At 47.8% G+C, this 23443-nt stretch carries 18 protein-coding genes and 1 tRNA gene; 7 read left to right on the top strand and 12 right to left on the bottom strand.

The features are described from left to right. Window positions 1-149 precede the first annotated feature (149 nt). The 3 genes from dnaK to hrcA form a co-directional block, all read right to left on the bottom strand. A complete protein-coding gene (gene dnaK / locus AC0KH7_RS04340) occupies window positions 150-2069 on the bottom strand; it encodes a molecular chaperone DnaK (protein ID WP_472371031.1) in 1920 nt (639 codons plus the stop codon). Between the two features lie 173 nt (window positions 2070-2242). Continuing rightward, window positions 2243-2800, bottom strand: a complete 558-nt coding sequence (gene grpE / locus AC0KH7_RS04335; RefSeq protein WP_472371029.1) for a nucleotide exchange factor GrpE — start codon at window positions 2798-2800, stop codon at window positions 2243-2245. Window positions 2801-2960: 160 nt separating this feature from the next. Further along, window positions 2961-4004 carry a heat-inducible transcriptional repressor HrcA gene (gene hrcA / locus AC0KH7_RS04330; protein ID WP_472371027.1) on the bottom strand — a complete coding sequence of 348 codons (1044 nt, stop codon included), beginning with the start codon at window positions 4002-4004 and terminating at the stop codon, window positions 2961-2963. Window positions 4005-4178: 174 nt separating this feature from the next. On the opposite strand from hrcA, the gene AC0KH7_RS04325 reads away from it, so the two are divergent. Both AC0KH7_RS04325 and recN read left to right on the top strand, forming a co-directional pair. Then, window positions 4179-5054, top strand: coding sequence for an NAD(+) kinase (locus AC0KH7_RS04325; RefSeq protein ID WP_472371025.1), 876 nt, complete (start codon window positions 4179-4181; stop codon window positions 5052-5054). 37 nt (window positions 5055-5091) lie between these two features. After that, window positions 5092-6774 (top strand): DNA repair protein RecN, encoded by a 1683-nt coding sequence (gene recN, locus AC0KH7_RS04320; RefSeq protein WP_472371023.1) that lies wholly within the window; start codon window positions 5092-5094, stop codon window positions 6772-6774. A gap of 69 nt (window positions 6775-6843) precedes the next feature. Here recN and AC0KH7_RS04315 read toward each other — a convergent pair whose 3' ends face one another. The 5 genes from AC0KH7_RS04315 to AC0KH7_RS04295 all read right to left on the bottom strand — a co-directional run bounded on the left by AC0KH7_RS04315 (window position 6844) and on the right by AC0KH7_RS04295 (window position 14437). Beyond that, window positions 6844-8592: a hypothetical protein gene (locus tag AC0KH7_RS04315; protein ID WP_472371021.1), complete on the bottom strand. Its 1749-nt coding sequence runs from the start codon at window positions 8590-8592 to the stop codon at window positions 6844-6846. 93 nt (window positions 8593-8685) lie between these two features. Beyond that, window positions 8686-10563, bottom strand: coding sequence for a PhoX family protein (locus AC0KH7_RS04310; RefSeq protein WP_472371020.1), 1878 nt, complete (start codon window positions 10561-10563; stop codon window positions 8686-8688). A gap of 147 nt (window positions 10564-10710) precedes the next feature. Further along, window positions 10711-11715 carry a GGDEF domain-containing protein gene (locus AC0KH7_RS04305; protein ID WP_472371018.1) on the bottom strand — a complete coding sequence of 335 codons (1005 nt, stop codon included), beginning with the start codon at window positions 11713-11715 and terminating at the stop codon, window positions 10711-10713. After that, the gene (locus AC0KH7_RS04300; RefSeq protein ID WP_472371016.1) at window positions 11712-12899 is read right to left on the bottom strand and encodes an EAL and HDOD domain-containing protein; all 1188 of its coding nucleotides are present in this window, start codon (window positions 12897-12899) and stop codon (window positions 11712-11714) included. Before AC0KH7_RS04300 ends, AC0KH7_RS04305 begins: the two co-directional genes overlap by 4 nt. Before the next feature lie 185 nt (window positions 12900-13084). Then, complete coding sequence (locus AC0KH7_RS04295) at window positions 13085-14437, bottom strand: Y-family DNA polymerase (RefSeq protein ID WP_472371014.1); 1353 nt, start codon at window positions 14435-14437, stop codon at window positions 13085-13087. Window positions 14438-14547: 110 nt separating this feature from the next. Here AC0KH7_RS04295 and AC0KH7_RS04290 point away from each other — a divergent pair, with 110 nt between their 5' ends. The 5 genes from AC0KH7_RS04290 to AC0KH7_RS04270 all read left to right on the top strand — a co-directional run bounded on the left by AC0KH7_RS04290 (window position 14548) and on the right by AC0KH7_RS04270 (window position 19889). Next, window positions 14548-15174 carry a LexA family protein gene (locus tag AC0KH7_RS04290; RefSeq protein WP_472371012.1) on the top strand — a complete coding sequence of 209 codons (627 nt, stop codon included), beginning with the start codon at window positions 14548-14550 and terminating at the stop codon, window positions 15172-15174. Window positions 15175-15337: 163 nt separating this feature from the next. After that, window positions 15338-16225 carry a phosphate/phosphite/phosphonate ABC transporter substrate-binding protein gene (locus tag AC0KH7_RS04285; protein WP_472371010.1) on the top strand — a complete coding sequence of 296 codons (888 nt, stop codon included), beginning with the start codon at window positions 15338-15340 and terminating at the stop codon, window positions 16223-16225. After that, window positions 16222-18540: an ATP-binding protein gene (locus AC0KH7_RS04280; RefSeq protein ID WP_472371008.1), complete on the top strand. Its 2319-nt coding sequence runs from the start codon at window positions 16222-16224 to the stop codon at window positions 18538-18540. The genes AC0KH7_RS04285 and AC0KH7_RS04280 overlap by 4 nt, the downstream gene beginning before the upstream one ends. 108 nt (window positions 18541-18648) lie before the next feature. Next, entirely contained in the window at window positions 18649-19704 is a 1056-nt protein-coding gene (locus AC0KH7_RS04275) for a response regulator (RefSeq protein WP_472371006.1), read from the top strand. A 108-nt stretch (window positions 19705-19812) separates the two neighbouring features. Then, window positions 19813-19889, top strand: a tRNA-Met gene (locus tag AC0KH7_RS04270). A gap of 55 nt (window positions 19890-19944) precedes the next feature. Here AC0KH7_RS04270 and AC0KH7_RS04265 read toward each other — a convergent pair. The 4 genes from AC0KH7_RS04265 to AC0KH7_RS04250 all read right to left on the bottom strand — a co-directional run bounded on the left by AC0KH7_RS04265 (window position 19945) and on the right by AC0KH7_RS04250 (window position 23411). Beyond that, window positions 19945-20802, bottom strand: coding sequence for a tyrosine-type recombinase/integrase (locus AC0KH7_RS04265; RefSeq protein WP_472371004.1), 858 nt, complete (start codon window positions 20800-20802; stop codon window positions 19945-19947). A gap of 50 nt (window positions 20803-20852) precedes the next feature. Next, a complete protein-coding gene (locus AC0KH7_RS04260) occupies window positions 20853-21191 on the bottom strand; it encodes a helix-turn-helix domain-containing protein (protein ID WP_464337344.1) in 339 nt (112 codons plus the stop codon). Window positions 21192-21194: 3 nt separating this feature from the next. Next, window positions 21195-22466 (bottom strand): hypothetical protein, encoded by a 1272-nt coding sequence (locus tag AC0KH7_RS04255; protein WP_472371002.1) that lies wholly within the window; start codon window positions 22464-22466, stop codon window positions 21195-21197. A 138-nt stretch (window positions 22467-22604) separates the two neighbouring features. After that, window positions 22605-23411 (bottom strand): hypothetical protein, encoded by an 807-nt coding sequence (locus AC0KH7_RS04250; RefSeq protein WP_472371000.1) that lies wholly within the window; start codon window positions 23409-23411, stop codon window positions 22605-22607. Window positions 23412-23443 lie beyond the last annotated feature (32 nt).

The raw sequence follows: 23443 nt of genomic DNA, 5'->3' as shown, positions 1-23443 counted from the left end.
TTATCTGGATAGCACTGCAAAAGGATGCCTTGAAGACGAAAAATTGGCGTTGCCAGAATCCAAACGGATTTGATTAGAGGTTCCCAAAAATGGCCCGCATTATACCGACTTTGGTATTCAATTAGGCCCCGTTATTGAACCTAACCGAATTATTTTTTGTCGTCGTTGACTTCTTCAAACTCGGCATCGACGATGTCGTCATCCGCGTTATTGGCCGAGCCTTGCTCCTGCGCACCGGCGTCACCGCCAGGTTGCTGAGCATAAGCTTTCTCAGCCAGTTTCTGGCTGGCGGCCGCCAAAGCTTGTGACTTCTCGTCAATCGCGTCTTTGTCGTCACCTTTAATGGCTTCTTCCAAATCGGCAATCGCTTTTTCAATCGCTTCCTTCTCAGCCGCGTCCACGCCTTCGCCTTGTTCTTCCAACAGTTTTTTCGTACCGTGGATCATGGCATCGGCCTGGTTACGCGCTTCCACCAATTCTTTCAGCTTGGCATCTTCCGCCGCATGCGCTTCGGCATCTTTCACCATCGCTTCGATTTCGTCTTCAGACAAACCGGAAGACGCTTGAATCGTGATGTGTTGCTCTTTGTTGGTGGCCTTATCTTTCGCCGATACGTTCAGGATACCATTGGCATCGATGTCGAACGTCACTTCGATTTGAGGCGTACCGCGCGGTGCCGGTGGGATTTCGTCCAAGTTGAACTGACCCAACGATTTGTTACCGGAGGACATTTCGCGCTCACCTTGCAATACATGGATGGTAACCGCTGACTGATTGTCTTCTGCCGTCGAGAAGGTTTGCGACTTACGTGTCGGAATCGTCGTATTTTTCTCGATCAACTTGGTCATCACGCCGCCCATGGTTTCAATCCCCAAGGAAAGCGGTGTTACGTCAAGCAACAGTACGTCGTTTACGTCACCGGAAAGCACACCACCTTGAATGGCGGCCCCCATGGCCACGGCTTCATCCGGGTTCACGTCTTTACGAGGCTCTTTTCCAAAGAACTCCTTAACAGCCGCCTGAACCATTGGAACACGTGTAGAACCACCCACCAAAATGACATCATCAATTTCAGAAGCGGATAAACCGGCATCTTTAAGCGCTGTCTTACACGGATCGATTGAACGTTGAACCAAACCTTCGATCAAGGATTCGAACTTGGCACGGGTGATTTTCATGTTCAAGTGTTTCGGACCGGTGGCATCCGCCGTTACATACGGCAAGTTGATGTCAGTCTGTTCACGGGAAGACAGCTCGATTTTGGCTTTTTCCGCGGCTTCACGCACACGTTGCAGCGCCAATTTATCCAGCTTCAAGTCCACGTTTTGGTCTTTCTTGAACTCTTCGGCGATGTAATCCACGATGACGTTATCGAAGTCCTCACCACCCAAGAAAGTGTCACCATTAGTTGAAAGCACTTCAACTTGCTTTTCACCGTCCAGATCGGCCACTTCAATGATGGAGATATCGAAGGTCCCACCACCCAAGTCGTAAACTGCGATTTTGCTGTCCGCTTTGACTTTGTCCATACCATAAGCCAAAGCCGCGGCCGTCGGTTCGTTGATGATACGCTTTACTTCCAGACCAGCGATTTTACCGGCATCTTTGGTCGCTTGACGCTGAGAGTCGTTGAAATAAGCCGGTACCGTAATAACCGCTTCGGTCACTTCATGGCCCAGATAATCTTCAGCCGTTTTCTTCATTTTCATCAAGGTACGCGCAGAGACTTCTTGCGGAGACAATTTCTTGTCACCCACTTCCACCCATGCATCGCCATTGTCGGCAGGAATGATTTTATAAGGCACCATATCCTTGTCTTTTTGCACCACGGCATCGTCGGCACGACGGCCAATCAAACGCTTGATGGCGAACAAGGTGTTTTCAGGGTTCGTCACCGCTTGACGTTTGGCGGAATCCCCAACCAAGACTTCACCATCGTTAGCGTAGGCTACGATAGACGGTGTGGTACGAGCGCCTTCCGCGTTCGGAATAACTTTGGTTTCTTTGCCTTCCATTACCGCGACACAAGAGTTCGTGGTCCCGAGGTCAATCCCGATAATTTTTCCCATTCGTTTTTCTCCAAATTTCATGGCCTTGCGAGACAAAGCCTTTCAAATTAATACGTAAAGTTTTCTGTGTTAGCTTCTATCTATGTTAGCTTCTATATAGGGTGCGGCTAAAATTATTCAAGGGCGGCATCAAAAGTTTTTGGTATTTTTTCGCCCCTGATTTAATTAGGTTCTTACTCCGCCACCACCACACGGGCCGGGCGCACCAGGCGCTCGTTCAAAATATAGCCTTTTTGGAAGACTTCAATCACCGATTGTGATTCATGGTCCGGCGACGGCACCATCGTCATGGCTTCGTGTAATTGCGGGTCGAATTTTTCACCCGCCGGATCGACACGTTCCACATTGAACTTTTGCATCACATCCAGGAACTGTTTGAAGGTCATATCCAGGCCTTCCCGAATGCTGTCCGCCGACGCATCGTCTTTTGACGCCGCATCCAAGCCCATTTCCATAGAATCCAGCACTGGCAATAAATCACCAACGAATTTTTCCAACGCGAACTTATGGGCGTTTTCCACGTCCAAACGGGTACGACGCTTCAAGTTTTCCATATCGGCCAAGGTGCGGAGGGCCAATTCTTTTTGCGCATCGGCTTCCTTTTTCGCTTCATCCAGCATAGCTTCAAGGTCATGCTCAACCGCGTCTTCGGCTTGATGGGTTTCTTCGGAAACACCGTCTTCCGCCGTTGGAATGTGTTCTTCGTTCAGTTCTGCCTTATTGTCAGACATAAAAATCTCCAGAAGTTGATAACTGTAAAATCACGGGGTTTATAAGGGCGCTTTTCAAGGTTTCAAGCGCGGGAAACAAAATTTTTTGCATTAATTTTTCGAACCGAAGCCAAATGATTGAAATGACCAGGCCTGGTCGTTTTTGGGATAGTTTGGTTGGTTATTTATTGAGCAGGGAGCTGAGAATCCGTGCGGTCATATCGACCCGCGGCACGATTTTATCGTACGGCATTCGGCTGGGGCCAACCACCCCAAGCACGCCCATCACTTCGCCGTCGCGCTCGTAAGGCGTGGTAATGACACTGCAGTTCTGATAACTTTCATTACCGCACTCCTGCCCGATAAAGACCTGCACGCCTTTCGCTTGCAGGCTTTTATTGAACAGATTCAACATATCGGAGTGTTCTTCAAACGATTGAAACAAGGCGCGTAACTTTTCCGCATCCGCCAATTCGTCGTAATTCAGCAGATTGGTTTTGCCGGAAATAAAATACGGCATCCCCTGCTGCATTTTACTGCCAATGGCTTCATCCGTCGCCTCGACAATCGACACCATGAGCTGATCCATGGTTTTGCGCAATTCATCCATGCGTTCCACCAGCAACTGCTTCACTTCATACAAATGGCGGCCTGCAAAATGCTCGTTAAGATAATTGCTGGCCTGCTCCAGATGCGAAGCGGATACCGGCTCGTCAAATTCAATCACACGGTTTTGAACATCCAAATCGTTCAGCACCAACACCACCAAAGCCCGTTTGTCGTTCAAACGCACAAAATCGATGTGGCGCAAGACTTCCTGCTCCTGATTGGGCAACATCACCAAACTCGCCATACCGGTTAAACCGGATAAAATTTGCGAGGCCGACCCCAGCAACTCTTCCTGGGTCTGGGCTTGATTAAAGCCCTGTTCGATTTGCTTCATGGACGTGGCATTGAGAGGCTGTACCGTCAGAATCGAATCCACAAACACCCGAAAACCGTGTTCGGTCGGCACACGTCCGGCCGACGTATGCGGCGCGTGGATCAACCCCATTTTTTCAAGGTCTGCCATCACATTACGAATGGTGGCGGAACTGACCGAAACGTCCGGCATTTTCGCCAGCACGGATGACCCGACAGGCCGCCCCTCATTTAGGTATAATGCCATTAAGTGTTTGAAAAGCAGTTGTGATCGTTCATTCAAGTTCATACAGCGCAGCGACACTCGTAATTCTTTTAAAAAACGTCAGGCAGAAAATAGTGCTTGCTTAACGTAAAATGATGCTTAATATTCTAGTCCATAAAATTGAACTCAAAAGCATTATGGGTATAAAACGGAAATTTTCAAGTGGGGAAAGACGGCCAAGCCCTTTCAACCTGCATGAACAAGGAATGACGCATGTTCAGTAAAATCGGAATTTTTGCCAAATACAATGGCATTCAATCCTGGGAAGTGATTGATAAACTGATTCTGTACTTTCAGGAAAAGGACAAGCGCGTCCTGCTGGATCAGCGCTCTTGCTCGGATTTTCCCATCGACCGTTACGGCATTGAACGCCTGGAACGTTCCGAGCTGTTGGAAACCATCGATTTCGCAATTGTCGTCGGCGGCGACGGCACCTTTCTGGACGTAGCGCGTTCCATCGTCAATTACAACATTCCGATTCTCGGCATCAACCTCGGGCGTTTGGGCTTTTTAACCGACGTGTCACCCGATACCATGCTTGACACCCTAGACGAAGTGCTGGCCGATGATTACCAATGCGAAGAACGCACACTGTTAAAAGTTGTCATCAAAAAAGACGGCGAAACCCTGTTTGAAGAAGTGGCCTTTAACGATGTGGTGCTGCACAAAAACGATTCGCCGCGCATGATCGAATTCGAAACCTTCGTCGACAACCGTTTCCTGAACAGCCAACGCTCCGACGGCCTGATCGTCTCCACGCCGACCGGCTCCACCGCCTATTCTTTATCGGCCGGCGGCCCGATCGTCGATGCCGGCTTGAATGTGATTTCACTGGTCTCCATCAACCCGCACACCATGAGTAACCGCCCGGTGGTGGTGTCCGGCGACAGCGAAGTTCTGATTCGACCGCACGCCAACTGTTGCGGCGTGGCGTCCATCATTTGCGACGGCCAGCGTTCCTTTCAATTTATGGCACACTACGAAACCATCGTGACGCGTCACCCCAATTTCATTAAAATGGTCCACCCGAAAAACCATGACCATTACGAACTGCTAAGAGCCAAACTCAACTGGGGACAAAAACTGTAAACGCGCCGTCACAGGCACCGAGCAACTTAGGAGCGACATGCTACAAGAACTGACCATTCAAAACCTGGCCTTGATTGAAAAACTGCACCTGAATTTCGAGTCGGGCTTCACCACCTTGACAGGTGAAACCGGCGCCGGTAAATCGATTTTGCTGGATGCCCTCGGGCTGGCGTTGGGCGAACGCGCCGACAGCGCCTTGGTGCGCCATGGCACACCCAAAGCGGACATCACCGCCGATTTTGACATTACCCATTTACCGGACGTCCAAAACTGGTTAACCGAAAACGAACTGGATGAAGACAACAGCTGTCTGCTACGCCGTACGCTCTCATCCGAAGGCCGCTCCAAAGCCTACATCAACGGACTGCCCGCTTCCGTTAGCCAACTGAAAAGCCTGAGTGCCCTGCTGATTGACATTCACGGTCAACACGAACACCAGACCCTGATGCACACCAGCAAGCAACTGGCGCTTCTGGACGCTTACGCCAAACACGACGACCAGCTGGCGGAAACGGCCGAATCCTACCAGGCCTGGCAAATATTGAACCGACGCTACGAAGAACTGCACGCCTCGCAAGCGGACCGCCAGAGCAAACTGGAATTATTGGAATTTCAATTGTCGGAATTCGATAAGGTGCAGCCGCAAGCCGATGAATTCGAAACCTTATCGGATGAACAAAACACCTTGTCGCATGCCAGCGAAATCAAACAATCGGTGTACAACGCCTATGAAGCGATTGAGGGCGACGACGGCCTGACTCATAAACTTAGTCAGGCGATTTCCGAATTGGAAAACGTCAGCGAGTTTTCGCCGCAACTGGCCGAAGCCCTGACGCAACTCAACTCCATTCAAATTGATTGTCAGGCGGTGGCGGATGACATTCAAGCGCAAAGCCACCATGTTGAACTCGACCCGGAACGATTGCAAATGGTCGACGAACGTCTATCCGAGTTGTTCGGGCTGGCCAAAAAATACCAACTCGACCCGGACCAGCTGGTCAACAAACATCAGGAAATTCGTGATGCACTGACCGAACTGACCGACTCCGGCGCGTCGCTGGACTCTTTAAAACAGGAAATCGACCAGGCCTGGTCAAAATTCACCCAACAAGCGGCGCAGTTACACAAGTCCCGAACCCAAGCCGCCAAGCGCTTGAGCGAAAACGTCACCGCCTCCATGCACACTCTGGGCATGGAAAACGGCCTGTTCCAAATCGATGTCGACACCACCGACAAAGCCAGCAAACTCGGGTTGGATCAGGTGCACTTCCAAGTCACCGCCAACAAAGGTCAGCCGTTACAGCCCTTGGCCAAAGTCGCTTCCGGCGGGGAACTTTCCCGCATCAGCCTCGCCATTCAGGTCGCCAGCGCCGAAGTGGCCAGCTTGCCGTCGATGATTTTCGACGAAGTGGATGTTGGCATCGGTGGCGGCATCGCCGAAGTGGTCGGCCAGAAAATGCAGCAACTGGGACGCCATCGCCAGGTTTTCTCCATCACTCACTTGGCGCAGGTGGCCGCATACGGCAACCAGCAACTCAATATTCGCAAACACACCGAAAACGACCAAACGAAAACCCAAGTCACCAAGTTGGATGACGACGCGCGCATTGAAGAGCTGGCCCGGATGCTCGGCGGCATGAAAATTACCGAACAGACACTCAAACATGCGGAAGAAATGCTCGGTTTAGCTCAACAAACCGCACAGCAAACCCGCGCCTGAACAATCCACTTTCCATAAAAAAACCGGGCATGGCCCGGTCTTTTATAGCGTGGTTTGAATCGCTTGATTTTACGGAATCAATACCGGTGTTTTCACCCCGGTCGGTTCGTCCACTGGAGGCTCCAACCAGACGGTGTCCTTCAAGGATTTAATGTGCGGAGCGCGCCCATAAATATAGCTTTGCTCGTCCACAATCACCTTATAGGCCTTATTCAAGGCCTTCGCCCGTTCCGGCGACGGCAACAACAAATAACCGATGTCACCATGCAGTCGCTCCAACGCCTCGGGCTTCACCTCGCCCTTTTCATCGAAGAATTTGGCGATGACTTCTGAATTGTTACGGAACTCGTTTCCAGAACCGTTTTCCGTCAAATACTGGGTATATTCATAGGTACCGTCCGACCATTTCGGTTCTGGAATGCCCGACAAGCCTTTTTGCGTCCAATGGTACCAACCGCCTTGAAAGGCATCGGCGTCCAATTTACGCGGAAACGCAAAACTGGCATCGGTTGTTTGGCTAATCCCGGCATGACAACCGATGCAGTTCAACGATTCTTCATAGCTCTGTGGTCGCAAATCGCCGTTCTGATCCTCGATAAACCCTTGGTATGTCCAGCCAACACCGCTGAGCATGCCGCCTTCCGGCGAACCTTGCACGTATCGTAATCGATCCGGAAAATCATGCGCTTCTTTCACCTCTTCCATCGCAACGTTACGCAACTGAGTGTAAGTGTTCCAATTGGTTTTGATGCCGTAACGCAGTTCTTTGAAACGTGGCGACATCCGAATTTCACCGTTTTCATCAAAGTCGATGTAACGCACACTGTGAATGAACTCGGTGCCTTCGGGATACAAACCACCGGCCAAGTGCACTTTTTTCTGCGCCAATTGTTGTTTGGCCTGACCGACATAAGACATGTAACGCCCTTCCAATGGGGCCCAATCATAAACCACTTCAGTCGCTTGCCCGAGTTGGCCATCCTTATTCAAATCCACTTGATATAAGGTTTCGTCGGTTGGAGGTATCGAAACATTACGACGCTTGATCAAGGCTTCGACAATCGCCAGATTCAAACGATATACATCTCGGTTCCAGGCGCCGTTTTCATCCTTACGGAAAGCCGGAGCTAAACGGATAATCACGTCATCGGTACTGCCGTTGGTAGGCCAAAAAGTTCCCAAAAACGGCGTATAACCAAACGAACGCCAGCCGGAATCCTTTCCGTTCGGCATTTGATCAAAGCCTTCGGAATCGAAGTTAAAATAACAGTCCGGACGATAACCGTTCCATTCACCGTCACCGTTAAAATCCCAATTTTTGGGAACGTCTTTCAGGGTTTCCGCCAAAATGATTCGGCCGTCTTTATCGAAATAATTCGATTGACGAACGTATTCCATAATGGTTTCATCCGAAATTTTCGCCACCGCTTCGGTTCGGTCCTTGAACAAGTTAATCCAAGGATTTTTTCGAGACGTATCACGAAATTCATAGGCGACCTGAAAGCTGGTGTCGTCAATATAGGTGGGAGCTTTAGGCGTGGAATGGCATGTAAAGCACGGGTTGTGCACCTGGCCGTTTTGCCCTTCCGTACGCGTGTAACATTGAGAAGGGATATAGCTACTGGCTCGGTGGTGTACCTTAGTGTTCAGTAACCAGTCGTCGTCAAACATGGCCGTCACCTGCTGAACCGTCTGAGGGCCATCCTGGGTGATAATTTCAACGTTTTGCACCTTGTTCGATTCGGTTGCATTCGAACAGGCCGATAGCCCAACAATAGACGCCCAAAGGGCCGCCTTAAAAAAATAAGAAACAGTCATAACATTGATCTCTTTACACTGAAATACAAAAGCCCCGCCATAAGGCGAGGCTCATTGACATTGGCCGAGAACCGGCCAAGAGAGATGATCCGATTATTTCACGTCCGAGAAATCGAACGGCCCGATGTAACCGGCTTCCGACTTGGTTTCAACACCGGCTGGACGAGTGTAACCGCCACTGACTTCACCGAATGGATGCTGAGTCGTCACGGTCAGGTAACCGAAACCGTTGATGTCTTTATGCCAGAAAGGCGATGTCGTTTCAGAACCGTAAGGCCCAGTGAAAATACGCTCCATGGAACCATCTTTGATGTTATACGCCCAGACCATGTCATTTGGGTGTTTGCTGGTATCTTCACCAATGACCAAAATATCAGAGCCTTGCAAAAAGGTAAGGTTATCCGGGCTGGCAATGCCATCCACATCACAGGTATTACCTTCCAAAGACGTTCCGGAATAATCCACAGTCGAACCGGCAACCAATCCTTTCATGCTGTAAGCGACGTAATCAGAGCCGATGGTCGAGTTGGTAGCCACATCCAGAGCATAAACCGCACCGCAAGGGTTATATTCAACACGAATGTCATTGCTTCCACCCAAATCATATTTGGTATTAGCCGCACCTTTTTTCTGGTTGTTTTCCATACCATAAGCCACTTCAGACATGGCGATATACAACTTATTGTCACGCTGATTGAAGGTAATCCCTTCCTCTTTACGGAACTCGGTCGTCGCGCCTTTATATGCCGCCATACGACGTGTTTCCAAACGTGCAGCAATCGCTTCATCCGCGGCATCTACATTCGTATCGCCATTAACGTCCTGCAGTTTCAAACACTCGTTTCCAGCTTCAGTATTGACGTTGACAAACCCAGATGTCGCACAAGAACCATCACCCTGTGGCGCTTCCGTTGCAAAGATGCTGGAAAAAGCCGGTTTTGTCGCGACAATCGTTTTAATTGCAGCGTCCGTTGCATGACCTAGGTTAATCCACTTGATAACAGCCTGTCCCATGCTTGAATTATCTTCTGAGGTTTGTACCCATTTAGCGGCATACAAAGTACCGGCACTCAAATCTTCCGCCGTATCAGCCACAAACATGAACAGTCCAACGTTAGTGCCGTCATCCGACAAATAAACGGTTTTTTTATCCGGCATTACATAAGCCAACTCATGCGCAAAACGTCCCATGCTGTAATGTTTGGTGTAATTAGGCGTTCCATCGGCACCAATCGTTACTTCCGGCGTCCAGCCATAATAATAAGGGTTATTCATCGCGGCGTTCCCGCCCCAGTATTTATCCGTCACTTCAGAATAGTAGCCGTTCGCGGTATAAGCATAACTGGCGGAAGGGTTGGCATCCGCCGGATACTCTTCCGAGCCCAAGTGCGAATTCCACGGCGTGGTCATGCCTGCACAATGCACCCAACCACCAAATTCATCCTTCTGGCTGATAAATTGCAAGCTGTTCGGCTTAACCGTCATTTGACCATCTGCAGATTGCTCTAATTCATTCATGTACATGGCCCCTGGCCCGCACTCAAATTGAGAAACCATGTAAACCTTACCGTTTTTCTGCAAGAATGAAAAATGATCCAACCCGGAACCTTTACCGGTATCCGTACCGTTACATAAATAAGCGGAACCATCCAATTCCTGGATCACGTTATCCTGGTAATCTTTCACCACCCCATAGGTTTCACCGTTGTTGACATCGCCGGTTTTGATAAGTGTGTGGTAGTTGATGGCTTGATCTTTACCAGCCACTTTAACGCTGCCGGTCGCACGGATTGAGTTTTGCTCTGCTTCGGTCACCGCAGGGGCGATGGAAGCAAACTTTACGGTGGAAGCATTAGCGTCCTTACCGGCGGTTCCGTCGGAACCATCCGAACCATCCCCGCCGCACCCAGTCAGAACAGCTGAAGAAGCGATTACCGTTGCAATCGCCATAGTCAAAGTATTAAATTTCATGTTGCATTGCTCCTAAGCATAAATTGTTATTGAACCACCAAGTCGGTGGCTCAAATTTTAGAGAGCAAATATGACTAGGCCATTTCTACAAGATGACAAATTTCAGAAATAAATATTACAAATACCCTTATAAAAAATACTAGATACTTAAATATGAGTGATTTTGTAATCGTTTTTGGTGTGGTTTTTCATTTCGATCAAGTTCTCATCGGCTACCTTCAACAAAGAGCGGTAGTCAGAAGAGGTTAAAGCGCCGCCTAAGCTAACACTTAAATTAAAACTGGCCAGACGTTCATCTTGAGTAATTGAGTTTTGAATACGCTGTGCAATCATTTCCAACTCATCCAAACGGACATGGTGTAACAGAATCACAAACTCATCCCCGCCCCAACGGGCAACGGCATCCGACGGCCGGATACTTTCGGATAAATGACTGGCCACCGTTTTCAAAACTTCATCCCCGGCATGATGTCCCAAAGCATCATTGACCTGTTTGAAGTTGTCCAAGTCCACCATCAAGACACCAACGGAACTTCCTGAGGTTTCATGGGTATACACCATCGCGAGCTCTTCATCAATCAAGCGTCGGTTACCCACGCGAGTTAGTGGGTCTAAGCAGCTTTCACGTTGTTTATCTCTCACTTGACGGGACAATTCTTTCCGGTGGCGCTCCAACGTCAACTCGTGCGCTCCGGTAATCAAAATCAACCCTAAAGCAGCAAAATAGAAACGACTTGACAAGACGATATCCGTCCAACCAAATGCCTCCAACTGCCAAACCATTAAAAGAAGAAGGACGGCGAAAAACACACCCGAGACGGCACCCAACACTTGAATGGTCGCCACCAACAATGGAAAAACCCAGAAATAACCCGAATGCGCGTGCCCGCCATTTACCACGAGAAACCCAATAAACAAGGCATTGGTGACCAGCATCATCCCCTTGCCAATCCAGGTTAGTCCGTTTTGAAAGATATGGAAACCGAACAATAAAATCATGGCCGCAAAAGACGATAACCACAAGGACAACACCCACTCATCCTTGATAAGCGCTATCACGGCAAAAACCACCACCAAGATAAAATACGTTGGAATAAGGAAAGTGACTCGAGAGTCTGCGTTTTGCCATAAATCCTTCAAGCGTGTTTTCATAGAACCTCTTCGGCGTTATGGCTTTCTTTTAGAGCGCGAACATAGAGGTGACGATACACCTGATCCAAGGATTCGGAACGCGATTGCTCAAACGATTTAACCATTTTCAGCATACGTCCATGCTCACCCTTTTCGTGGAGAATGCCGTTTATGATTTTCCGGTTCAAGGACAAGGACTCCAGCAATTCCGCCAACGGCTTTTTCAAAATCACATCCAGCAGTGAGAACATCCCCGCCAGATAATAAGAATCCGGATTTTCCAACTTTTTATGCTCGGCACATAACCGCATAAAAATCGCTCGGGTACGAACAATATTGAACACTTCCGGCACCACATCATCCAATAGGTTCATCGAAATCATACTTGCCCAGGACTGAACCCGCCGCAAGCCGAAAAGCATCATGACTTGCTTGAGCGTTTCAAATTCCGGCATACCCACCGTACGGTTTTGCGCCGCCAGCTTGATCAATTTGTGCATCAACCCAACATCCTGAGACACCACCTCTTCCAGTGCTTCCAGGCTAATGTTTTCCTGTGCCAATTTGCGTAGCAACATCAATAGATGCAGCTTGGAAACCGACAATTTCGCGCCGGTCACAATTTCCGGTTTGGCAAAATAGTAGCCTTGAAAATAGTCGCAACCCGCATCACGGCACACCTCGTAAATCGCCTGGGTTTCGACGCGCTCGGCCAAAATCTTGGTATTAGCGACCTTTCGAATACGTTCGACCAGCAAAGGGATTTTTTCTGGGTTGACGCCTTCGATGTCAAGTTTAATGATGTCCGCTAAACGGATGAATGGAATGAACTCCTTCTTAAAGACAAAGTCGTCCAAAGCGATGGCAAACCCTTTTTGCCGTAATTTTTTGATGCCCGCCAGGGTCGTTTCATTGACGGGAACCGTCTCCAGCACTTCACAGACTATTTTGTGTGATGAAAAACACGGATCAATTTTAGGGTCGAAAAAGGCTTCGGGAAAGTTGATGAATGCCTTGGCCTCTCCCACCAGCTCATCCAGGGTAAAGCCCATCATCGAATTATGAATCACTGTCGCCGTCGCATCATCATCGGATTCAAAGTGTGCTTCATTCGGGTGATAACCGTCTCTAAACAACAGCTCATACCCGTATATTTGCTTACGCCGATCAAAAATTGGTTGCCGGCCAATAAAAAGTTCTTCCATTTACTTGTCCAACTTAGCCGCATTCTTCTAATCTCTGTGGCGACCCCAACAGAATATCAATTACTTATTGGACTATCATAATGAAAATTTAAAGTCTTTGCCTAGTCTGTTGAACAAAACATCATTAATTTTTTTAACCTCATGATGACATTTACTAATCTTACAACCGCCTCGATTCAAGCCCCTTAAGAAACCACCTGTAACTCATTCCATCGCGTTGTATAACGCCCTGACATCAAATTACGGCGCATTCGCCAGGCCTGGCGGTTTTTCATGCCCTCGGACGCCAGTTGAATCGTGCCTTTTCCCATCGTCTTATTCAAACCATCCACTACAGACATTAACCGGTCCGACTGTTCATTCGCGGAATACTTTGGATCCGGTGCAAAGCAATCCATTTGTACCGCCCCTTTTTCCGTCACCCCCGACAGCACCACACTCGCTTTTTGATACGCTACCTGCTCACGCCAAATACTTTTCAAGGCCCGTTTAGCCTGTTTCACCAACAACACCGTATTATCGGAGGGGTAAATCAATGGTACCGTTTGCGAGGCTTGATAAAGCTCTCCTTCCACGGCATAAGGGCTGGAACGGATACTGACGGTCACAAATTGACACACCTTGTGCTGTTGGCGTAATTTTTCACTCGCTCTGGATACATAAGCTGAAACCGCCTGTGCCATTTGGTCCCAATCCATTACCGGGCGCCCAAAAGAACGGGATGAAATGATTTGCCGCTCCGAAACGTCATGCGAATTCAGCCCCAGACAAGACTCCCCTCTCAACTCACGCACAATACGTTCCACGGTCACCGAATAACAACGCCGAATCCATTTCAAATCACAGCTTTTCAAATCATACGCCGTCAAAATGCCTTGATCCACCAGCTTGGCCGACAAACGTTTCCCCACGCCCCAAACCTTACCGACCTCAACCTGCTTGAAGAGTAAGTCCAAACTCAATGGGGTTAAAACGGTTAAGTCCAAAACGCCTTGATAAGCGGAATGCTTTTTCGCGAGATGATTGGCCAATTTTGCTTGGGTTCGGGAATGGCCAATGCCCACCGCCACCGGCAAGCCAAGGCATTGCATCACTTTTCGTTTGACCTCCTGTCCATAATCGGTCAGATTCCACTGTGCCACATCCGAAAGCTCCAAAAAACTTTCATCAATGGAATAAATTTCTTGATGGCCGGAAAACTCACCGAGAAGTGCGTGCATGCGGCTGCTCATATCCGCGTACAGTTCATAGTTCGAGCTAAACACCGCCGCTTGAATCCGATCCAAGTACGGCTTGACCTTAAAATACGGCTGGTACATCAAACTGTTTGGCCTTGCCGCCCGATACCCGCCCTGACCGAATGTTTTTTGCTCTCGTTTCAATAACGCATCAACGGCCTTGGCCCGATCATTCGCCGCCACAACACAACCATCGTTGTTCGATAACACCACCACCGGGCGATGCCGTAAAGCTGGCTCGAACGCGATCTGGCAAGACGCATAAAAACTGTTGCCATCCACCAATGCAAATACCGCCATCCCCTGTTTTCTCCTGAAATCATCAAATGTTGAAAAAATAACTTTTCCAAACCCTTTTTCTATCTTATAATTTCTGTAACAAAAATCAAAACAATAAGATGATAAAAACAATGAAACACTCTGAGTCGAAAAAACAAACTGGCGGCGCCCGCAAAGGGGCTGGCCGCAAGAAAGGGTCTGGCAAGTTCGGCGAAAACACCAAAGTGATTCGAGTACCGGAATCGAAAGTCGCACAAGTCAAAGACTGGCTGTCCAACCAAGTTGAACACGAATTGGAACAGCGCCAACTGGACGTTGCGCAAAAAATGGCCGGCGACAAACTGAAAATACAAATACCGGAAATCGGCGAAAAAATGCCACTGCCCCTGCACAGCCACAAAGTCGTGGCGGGGTTTCCCAGTCCGGCCGATGATTATGTCGAAACACGGCTCGATCTTAACAGCAAGCTGATTCAAAACAAAAGCAGTACCTTTCTGCTCACCGTCCAAGGTGATTCAATGAAAAAAATCGGCATACAGGACGGCGACATTTTAGTGGTGGACCGCAGCCTGGAACCGAAAGACGGCAAAATCGTCATTGCGGCCTTGGACGGAGAACTGACCGTCAAACGGCTTTCCATCAAATCCACCGGCACTTGGTTGGTTCCGGAAAACGACCATTTCCCACCGATTCCGGTCCGTGAAGAGTCCGATATTTTCATCTGGGGCATCGTCACCGCCACCATCAAACAATTCTAACCCCCCCCCCCGAAATGGCCAGGCCTGGTCATTTTTATGACATCTATCGCACGCATTCGCTTGAGTCCCTCTCCACTCAATGCTATATTGCATAACATCAATATAAATATTGAGGGATTATTGAGTTGCTATGCGCCACTGTAAAAAGTTTTTTTTAGCTCTATTGCCCTTTTTATTAATCTCTTTAAACGGATGCAGCGATCAATCGAGCGCAACGCCAAAGCTGCAATATGCCGATACGCCCCTTATTCTGGAAAAAATTTATATTTTCGGCGTCCACCCGCTCCATAACCCCAAACGCCTATTTGAAATCTACCAACCGATGGTCGATTACATCAATGCACGGTTAAAAGGTGGCAAACTGCGTTTGGAAGCTTCTCGTAATTACCGCGCCTATAACGAAAAACTCTTTAACGGCCATTTCGATTTCGCCCTGCCCAACCCTTATCAAACCGTCGTCTCTTTGAAGCATGGCTATACGGTATTCGGTAAAATGGCGGACGATGAAAATTTTCGAGGCATTATCTTAGTTCGTAAAGACAGCTCTATTCGAAAGGTGAGCGACCTGAAAGGCAAGTCCGTGAGTTACCCCGCACCGACTGCGTTGGCCGCCACCATCATGCCCCAATGGTATTTATATGAGCACGGCCTGAACATTAACCAGGACATTACCAATCATTACGTTGGCTCACAAGAATCATCCATTATGAACGTTTACCTGGGAAAAACCGACGCCGCCGCCACCTGGCCACCGCCTTGGCAAGCCTTTATCAAAGAGCGGCCGGAAATCGCCGATAAAGTCATGATCAAGTGGGAAACGCCGCACTTGGTCAACAATGGCTTGGTCGTGAAAGAAAGCGTCCCAGAGAACACCCTCCAGCAGGTCGGCGATATTATCTTTCAGCTGCAAGATACGCCGGAAGGCCAAACCATCCTGTCGTCTATGGAACTGAGTCATTACGAACCGGCCACCAATGCGACTTATCAACCGGTCGAAACCTTTTTGACCCAATTTGAAAAAAACGTCCGCCCAATCAGGTTACAGCCATGAATACCCTTATCCAAAGACTTTGGAATCAAAGCATCCGTAACCAATTAATCTTAGGCACCGCCGGCATTCTCACCTTGCTGATCAGCGTCTTTTCGTACTTTACCATTCATAACCACAGCGATTTTTTGCATAAAGAAGCCATGGACGAAACGCAAGATCGCAGTCTGATGCTCGCGGTTAATAGCCAGGTCTGGGTCATGGCCAACGACTACGTTGGTCTGGAAGAAGTCATTTCCAACTTCGAAATTTACAAAGACCTGATCTACGCCGCCGTCATCAATATGGACGGAAAAGTCATTGCCCACACCGATAAAGAACGCATCGGGCAATACGTCTCCGACGAAGCCCGTGTCAACTACCTAAAACACCTACTGGCCCAAAAACATCAACTATCGAACCGCGCCACCGTCATCAGCCAGAACGAACACCATATCGACCTGGCTCGCCCGATTCGTCACAACAACCACTACATCGGCTGGGTGGAACTGCGCACCGACCAAACCCAGCGCCAGGAAAGTATTTCAGCCACCATTCGTAACAGCTTGCTCTTCACCTTTGGCGCGCTACTGATTGGGCTATTGGTCTCCTTCCTGACCGCCAAAAGTCTGACCGACCCGCTTTACCGTCTGATCGACACCATGAAACGGATTCGAAAAGGCGATAAAAACGCCGTTGCCGACGAAAACGGCATCGCAGAAGTCGGGCAACTGTCGCACGAATTCAACCTGATGCTGGACACTTTGAAACAAAACGAAGCCGAACTGAAACGCACCCAGAAAAGTTTACGCCAGGACATACAGCAACGCGTCAAGGTCGAAAAAGAAATCCGAAACCTCAATGAAAACCTGGAAAGCATCGTCCAAGACCGCACCAAAGCACTGGAAGAAGAAAAAGAAAAAGCCGAGGCCTCCAACCGCGCAAAAAGCGCTTTCCTTGCCAATATGAGCCATGAATTACGTACACCACTGAACGCCATACTCGGTTTTTCAACCTTAATGACACAAAGTTCCGACATTCCAGAAATCGAAAAAGATAACCTTAAAATCATCAACCATTCCGGCGAGCATTTGTTGCAACTGGTCAATGACGTTTTGGACATGTCCAAAATCGAAGCTGGCCACGTAAAACTCACTCCCGAAGATTTTGATTTGGGGGAACTCATTCGAAACATTGCCGATATGATGCAGATTCGCGCGTCCGAAAAAGGATTGCAACTGCTGGTGGATCAAACGTCGAAATTCCCCCGCATCATTCACGGCGACGCACCCAAACTGCGCCAAATCCTCATCAACCTGCTAAGCAACGCCATCAAATTCACCAACCGGGGCGGCATCACCCTCCGACTTGATACGCTCGAAAACGACGATTGCAACCTCGTGCTTAAATTTGAAGTCGAAGACAGTGGTACCGGCATCGAACAAAAAGACATCGAACGCATCTTCATGCCGTTTGAACAACTCGCCAACGCCACCTCACAAAAAGGCACCGGGCTTGGTTTGGCCATCACCCGCCAATTCGTCAATATGATGGGCGGCGAAATCCACGTACAATCCAAACCCAATATGGGTTCCATCTTCTCGTTCAGCATCCAAGTCAAACACGCCACCACCGACATAGACCTCGTTAACCATCAAGGCCAAGGCGGTAAGACCGTTATCAGCCTGGCCGATGGTGAACCCGAGTGGCGTATTCTGGTGGTGGAAGACCAACTGGAAAACCAATTGCTGATTCAAAAAATTCTCAAACAAATCGGCTTCCAGGTCAAAATTGCTGAAAACGGTGCCAGAGGCATTGAACTTTTCCAAACCTGGCAACCGCACTTTATCTGGATGGACCGGCGCATGCCAGTGATGGATGGGTTGACCGCTACTCGTAAAATCCGCCAACTGCCCGGCGGAGATCAAGTCAAGATCGTTGCCTTGACCGCGTCGGTTTTCAAGGACCAGCGCGAAGAAGTGATGGCCGCCGGTTCTGACGACTTTGTGCGAAAACCTTACCGCCCCGAAGAACTGTACGACTGCATGGCCAAACACCTCAAACTGCATTACCGTTATGCTGACGATAGCGACGAAACTTTGGGCAGCGATGACTCCACTCAATTGAGCCTCACTCAGGAAGACATCGCCCAACTATCCGGTTCATTACGAAATCAAATTCACAGTGCCGCGATGATTGGCGATGCTCAAAGCATCACCGATACCATCCAAGCGCTCCCGGATACACACATTGCCAATGCCTTACGAAAACTGGTTGATGCTTATCGCTTTGACTTGATTATGGAATTAACAAAAACCGATACAAAAGCGGATCCATAATTTAACGATTCAAATTTTCATGAATAGAAATTACAATGAAAACACGCCATCTGACAATCCGCGAATTTTAACGCCGATTGCATCGCGCCATTACCGGAAGGAGTGCTTGTGAGTCACACATCACCCAGGCAACATGAAATTCTCGTCGTTGACGACATCGCCGCCAACCTCAAGTTATTGAGCAACATTCTATCCGACGAACACTATAACGTTCGTGTCGCCATCAATGGTGAAATGGCGCTCGCCTCAATTCATGCCCAAAAACCGGACTTGGTCTTGCTGGACATCAAAATGCCCGACATGGACGGTTTTGAAGTCTGTAAACGCCTTAAAGCCGCTCCAGAAACCGCCAGCATCCCCATTATATTCATCAGCGCGCTCAATGAGACGGAAGGCAAAGTCGATGCCTTTCTCGCCGGCGGCGTCGACTACATCACCAAGCCCTTCGCCAACGAAGAAGTGCTCGCCCGCGTTCATACGCATTTAGAACTGAATGATTACAAAAACCACCTCGAAGAAAAAGTCAGCCAAGCCATTTGCGAAATTCAAAACCTAAACGAAGAACTCGAAGCCACTCAAAAAGAAGTCATCTATATGATGGGCGCTGCCATCGACGAACGCTCACATGAAACCGGCTTACACGTGGTGCGAGTGGCTGAGAATGCCAAACGGCTTGCCACACTGCACGGCGTCGACGCCGATACGGTCGATTTAATCTACCGCGCCGCGCCGATGCACGACATTGGCAAAGTCGCCATTCCGGACGCTATTCTAAACAAACCGGGGAAATTAACCGACGACGAAATGGAAATCATCAAAACCCACAGCCAAATCGGCTACGATATTCTCAAATACTCCAAACGCTCCGTCCTGCAAATGGCCGCCATCATTGCGCAGCAACATCACGAACGTTTTGACGGCTTCGGCTACCCTAACGGACTCAAAGGCAAAGACATTCACATCGCCGGCCGTGTATGTGCCCTAGCGGACGTATTCGATGCCCTCAGCCACGAACGCGTATACAAACCCGCCTGGGAACCCGAGCAAGTGCGCGACTATTTTCGCGAACAGAAAGGTAAAGCCTTCGACCCTGACTTAGCCGAGCTTTTCCTGCAAAACTTCGACGACTTCCTCGATATCAACCACCGCTTTAAAGACGAATAACAATAAAAAACGGCCAGGCCTGGCCGTTTTTGAAGGGATTACGAAATTAATCCGGGAAAGTCCTTGAAATATTCTCGTAACACTCTATAATACGCCACATCACATTGATGCGGGGTGGAGCAGCTTGGTAGCTCGTCGGGCTCATAACCCGAAGGTCGTTGGTTCAAATCCAGCCCCCGCTACCAAATCCAAAGCCTTGATTTCATTAGCTTTATAGCGAAGTGAGTCAGGGCTTTTTTATTACCCAAAATTCACCTTTGTGGGGAAAATTGTGGGTACGTCTGTCGGGGTTCCGCGATTGACGAATTTCTGTAAATGCTGGTGGTTAAAATGCGCGTAACGCTTAACCATTTTATAGTCCGACCAGCCCCCAAGTTCTTGAAGCACTTCCAAAGGCGTTCCTCTCTGAATATGCCATGTGGCCCAAGTATGGCGCAAATCATGCCAGCGAAAATCCGTTAATCCAACCGCTTTGCAAGTCTCTTTAAAAGACTTGGTATTAGCGCGTCGAACCGGATTCCCTCTGAACGTAAACACGCGTTCTGAGTGTTTACCGACCTGCTTCTTGATTACTTCGACCGCGACATCGGAAAGCGGCACCACAAAAGCTTGATCACTTTTCAAAATATCGTCCCCTTCTATGTAAACAATGCGTTGGGAAAGGTCCACTTGCTCCCACCGGAGCAAGGTTACATTGGACTCCCTCAGCCCAGTTTCCAGAGAAAAGATCACCATATCCGCTGTGTGTGGCTGTAATGCCATGATCAGCTTCTGCGCTTCGCTTTCCGTAATCCAGCGAACACGTCTTTTGGGTTCCTTCAAGAGTTTGATGTAAGGAGGATCGCATTTCACCTCCCATTCTTTGTGTGCTTTGTTGAGTACGGCTCTCAGTTTCTGAAGCAAACGATTAATCGTCGTATTGGTGACGCCCTCTTTCAACCGCTGTTGAATGATTTCGTCCACATGCATACGGCGAATTTCATCGACATACATGTGACCCAGAAAAGGATCAAGGTATTTGAAGAGACTCACTTCATTGGTTTGATCTTTGTTCTGTTTCTCACGCATGAAACGAACGACCGCTTCTTTCCATAACATTCTGGGCTTTTCACCTAGGTGATGAATGCGCCAAAGGTCATGTTTCAGCTTTACTTCGTATTCTTCTGCCGAGCGTCTGTCTTCAGTCCCAGTAGAGCGTCGTATTCTTCTTCCGTCTGGTGCAATGAATTCAGTCCACCAGATAGCGTTTCGTTTGTATATTGACATAATGAAGATTCCTCATTGTTGTCAACAACTTGCACAACACTCTCGCCAATAGAATATTGATTTCGGATAAATTGTGCAAGGTCTTGTTCAATAAATACCCACTTGCGTCCAAGCTTAGCGGACGGAATTTTTTTCGCCTGAGCCAGCCGTCTGACCGTCTCAGGATTGCATTGCAAAAATGCCGCCGCTTGTTGGAGAGTGAGCGTTTTTTGCTCACTCATGGATTATTTCTCCTGAATCTTGTTAAACCGTTTGGCTTTTTCTTCAACCTTGGATTGTAAGTATTGGTTAAGATCAAAGCCTTTGTGTTGCTTGTGGAACTCTTCGGCCTGTTGCCAATATTCGCCAAAGGCTTCACCAATATCGGAGATGCCTTCTCGGGCCATGAATGACGTAATCGCGCCAAACCCAGCCACAAACAAATAGTGATTCGACGGGATACGCTCTTTCGTGACCCGTTTTAGGCGCTTGGGTTCGGTACAGGAACAAGCACGGGCAATTTCTTGCCAAGCGGGATGAACCGGCCAGCGTGATGGGTTCGAATCTTGATCGTTCGGTTGCACAAGCTGTAGCCAGTTCTGAGAAGCATAGTGCCACAGATTCTGACGATTCAGTAAATAGTCACTCAAGAACAAAATATTGGCTTCTTGCAGAAAAGCGCGTCTAAATTGAAACTCCACGCGCCAAACGTCCTGTTCACCGTTCCACCCCTCGTCTTTCCAAAGCGGGAACAAGTACTCTTTTCCGGAAAGCTTGATTTCCAAAAGCTTGTTGTAAATTCGTCCTACAATATCGCCTTTGCCAATCGAATAACCGGAACATTTTTTATTGGTATAGAAGGCGCTGATTTGCATTGCTTTGGTTTTCCATTGTTCTTCATTAATCCGCTCAAAACTAAAGTGATCGGTTGTAAATAAATCCAAACACATATCCAAGCGGCTGATTCGGGGTTCATCTTTATAGTCACCGATTAAATGGATAATTTTTTTAAGCTTCTTAATGATCACCTTCAGGGGTTGAAAGGTTAATAACTCGCTTCTGATCTGCACATAAGCCAAAGGCAGTTTTTTCGATTTAGCCGACGAGACCTCAATACGAAACCAGTTATCTTCCAACACGTAGGCAAACTTCCCAGCCCCTTTCGCTTTAACCTCAAACTGATGATCTAAGATTTGATAAAAAGCCTGAGACGTTCGAATGGATGAGTTGCCCTGAGCTATGTTTTTTAAATCAAATAAACGATCTTCAACTTTTTCGAAAGTCGTTCCGTGGAAGGATAAATAAAGGCTGTCCAATGCACAGCGTAATGGACAAATGTGCCTGCTTTGTTCCTGCGTGTATTTGCAGGGTGCTGTGTTACAAGGTGAGGCACCCGCTGAAGTGCCAACCGCCGCTCTCAGAGTTTTATCTCCCTCGCATGGCGCGGGAGATAAAATCTCTTCGTGCGGGGTGGTTTGATTTTCAGATTGCTTATTTTCTTCTTTAGAAATATTCATAGTTAAACTCCAAATAAAAGTTGTTCTAATCGATTAGTGTTTGATTGAACTAACGTCGCGAACGTTGACTTGGAGTTTGAAGAAACGAGCTGAACAAAAGAAGGGAATATTTTTTTTGAAAATTATTCCCTATACTTTTTACAGCGTTCTGTAGTACTTAAGCTGCTTTCTAAAGAAGTCTTTACTAATGTCTGATTTCAGCGGTATAACGTTCAGCTCTTTAGCAATATTAAAAAGCTCTTCGACTTCCAAACGATACGGCCCTTTCAATAAGCCGGAAATAGCAGCATAGTGAAAAAACATAGGGACTTCTATATGAACTCTGTTTTTATGAGGTGTTAATATCGGCACTTTAATTGCATTAGCACTTTTTGTCCGAAAATCTATATGATTTGATATGGAAAGCGAATTGATGTGTTTGTTTATTTTAGGAATATGCTCAACGCTTGGATCAACCTTCATGGCATCGGTTAAACTTTTTATATTTGATGTTTTAAGAAAATCATTTAGTAAATCACCGATGATCCTTCCATTCTGGATAGTGCTTAGAGCATCAAAATAGAACGCAAGACCTCTTGACAGAATAAATTTCTCAAAAATCGAAATCGATTCAATTTTCTTATCATCGGTATTTAAAGTAATTTTGAGTACCTGTTTATCCATCAAATTAATAGCAAACTTATATATTCTGTCAGGAATGTGTTTATCAGGGAAATGTGTTTTTGGAAAAAAGTGAAGTAATTTAAATAAACGATAATGGCGATTTGTTAAGTAATGCTTACTCCATTTAAGCTGCACAAGCTCAGAAGACATGAAGTAAAGGTCAAATTCAGTTTTATTTTTCTCTGTTAAGGCTCGGTAATTCTCTAAGTTTCTAAATAATTTCAACAGAAGTGAAGATGATTTTTTAAAAACTTCTAACTTAAGGTCCCTATATGTATGCATAAATTCGGTCTTTATGTCTCATCAAGATATTA

Source organism: Hydrogenovibrio sp., assembly GCF_965140365.1.
Classification (GTDB): Bacteria; Pseudomonadota; Gammaproteobacteria; order Thiomicrospirales; family Thiomicrospiraceae; genus Hydrogenovibrio.
This window is presented reverse-complemented; position numbering and strand designations above follow the sequence as displayed.

Coding starts and splice junctions, on each gene's coding strand:
- dnaK (WP_472371031.1), bottom strand. CDS start 2,069: ATGGGAAAAATTATCGGGATTGACCTCGGGACCACGAACTCTTGTGTC.
- grpE (WP_472371029.1), bottom strand. CDS start 2,800: ATGTCTGACAATAAGGCAGAACTGAACGAAGAACACATTCCAACGGCG.
- AC0KH7_RS04325 (WP_472371025.1), top strand. CDS start 4,179: ATGTTCAGTAAAATCGGAATTTTTGCCAAATACAATGGCATTCAATCC.
- recN (WP_472371023.1), top strand. CDS start 5,092: ATGCTACAAGAACTGACCATTCAAAACCTGGCCTTGATTGAAAAACTG.
- AC0KH7_RS04315 (WP_472371021.1), bottom strand. CDS start 8,592: ATGACTGTTTCTTATTTTTTTAAGGCGGCCCTTTGGGCGTCTATTGTT.
- AC0KH7_RS04310 (WP_472371020.1), bottom strand. CDS start 10,563: ATGAAATTTAATACTTTGACTATGGCGATTGCAACGGTAATCGCTTCT.
- AC0KH7_RS04305 (WP_472371018.1), bottom strand. CDS start 11,715: ATGAAAACACGCTTGAAGGATTTATGGCAAAACGCAGACTCTCGAGTC.
- AC0KH7_RS04300 (WP_472371016.1), bottom strand. CDS start 12,899: ATGGAAGAACTTTTTATTGGCCGGCAACCAATTTTTGATCGGCGTAAG.
- AC0KH7_RS04295 (WP_472371014.1), bottom strand. CDS start 14,437: ATGGCGGTATTTGCATTGGTGGATGGCAACAGTTTTTATGCGTCTTGC.
- AC0KH7_RS04290 (WP_472371012.1), top strand. CDS start 14,548: ATGAAACACTCTGAGTCGAAAAAACAAACTGGCGGCGCCCGCAAAGGG.
- AC0KH7_RS04280 (WP_472371008.1), top strand. CDS start 16,222: ATGAATACCCTTATCCAAAGACTTTGGAATCAAAGCATCCGTAACCAA.
- AC0KH7_RS04265 (WP_472371004.1), bottom strand. CDS start 20,802: ATGTTATGGAAAGAAGCGGTCGTTCGTTTCATGCGTGAGAAACAGAAC.
- AC0KH7_RS04260 (WP_464337344.1), bottom strand. CDS start 21,191: ATGAGTGAGCAAAAAACGCTCACTCTCCAACAAGCGGCGGCATTTTTG.
- AC0KH7_RS04255 (WP_472371002.1), bottom strand. CDS start 22,466: ATGAATATTTCTAAAGAAGAAAATAAGCAATCTGAAAATCAAACCACC.
- AC0KH7_RS04250 (WP_472371000.1), bottom strand. CDS start 23,411: ATGCATACATATAGGGACCTTAAGTTAGAAGTTTTTAAAAAATCATCT.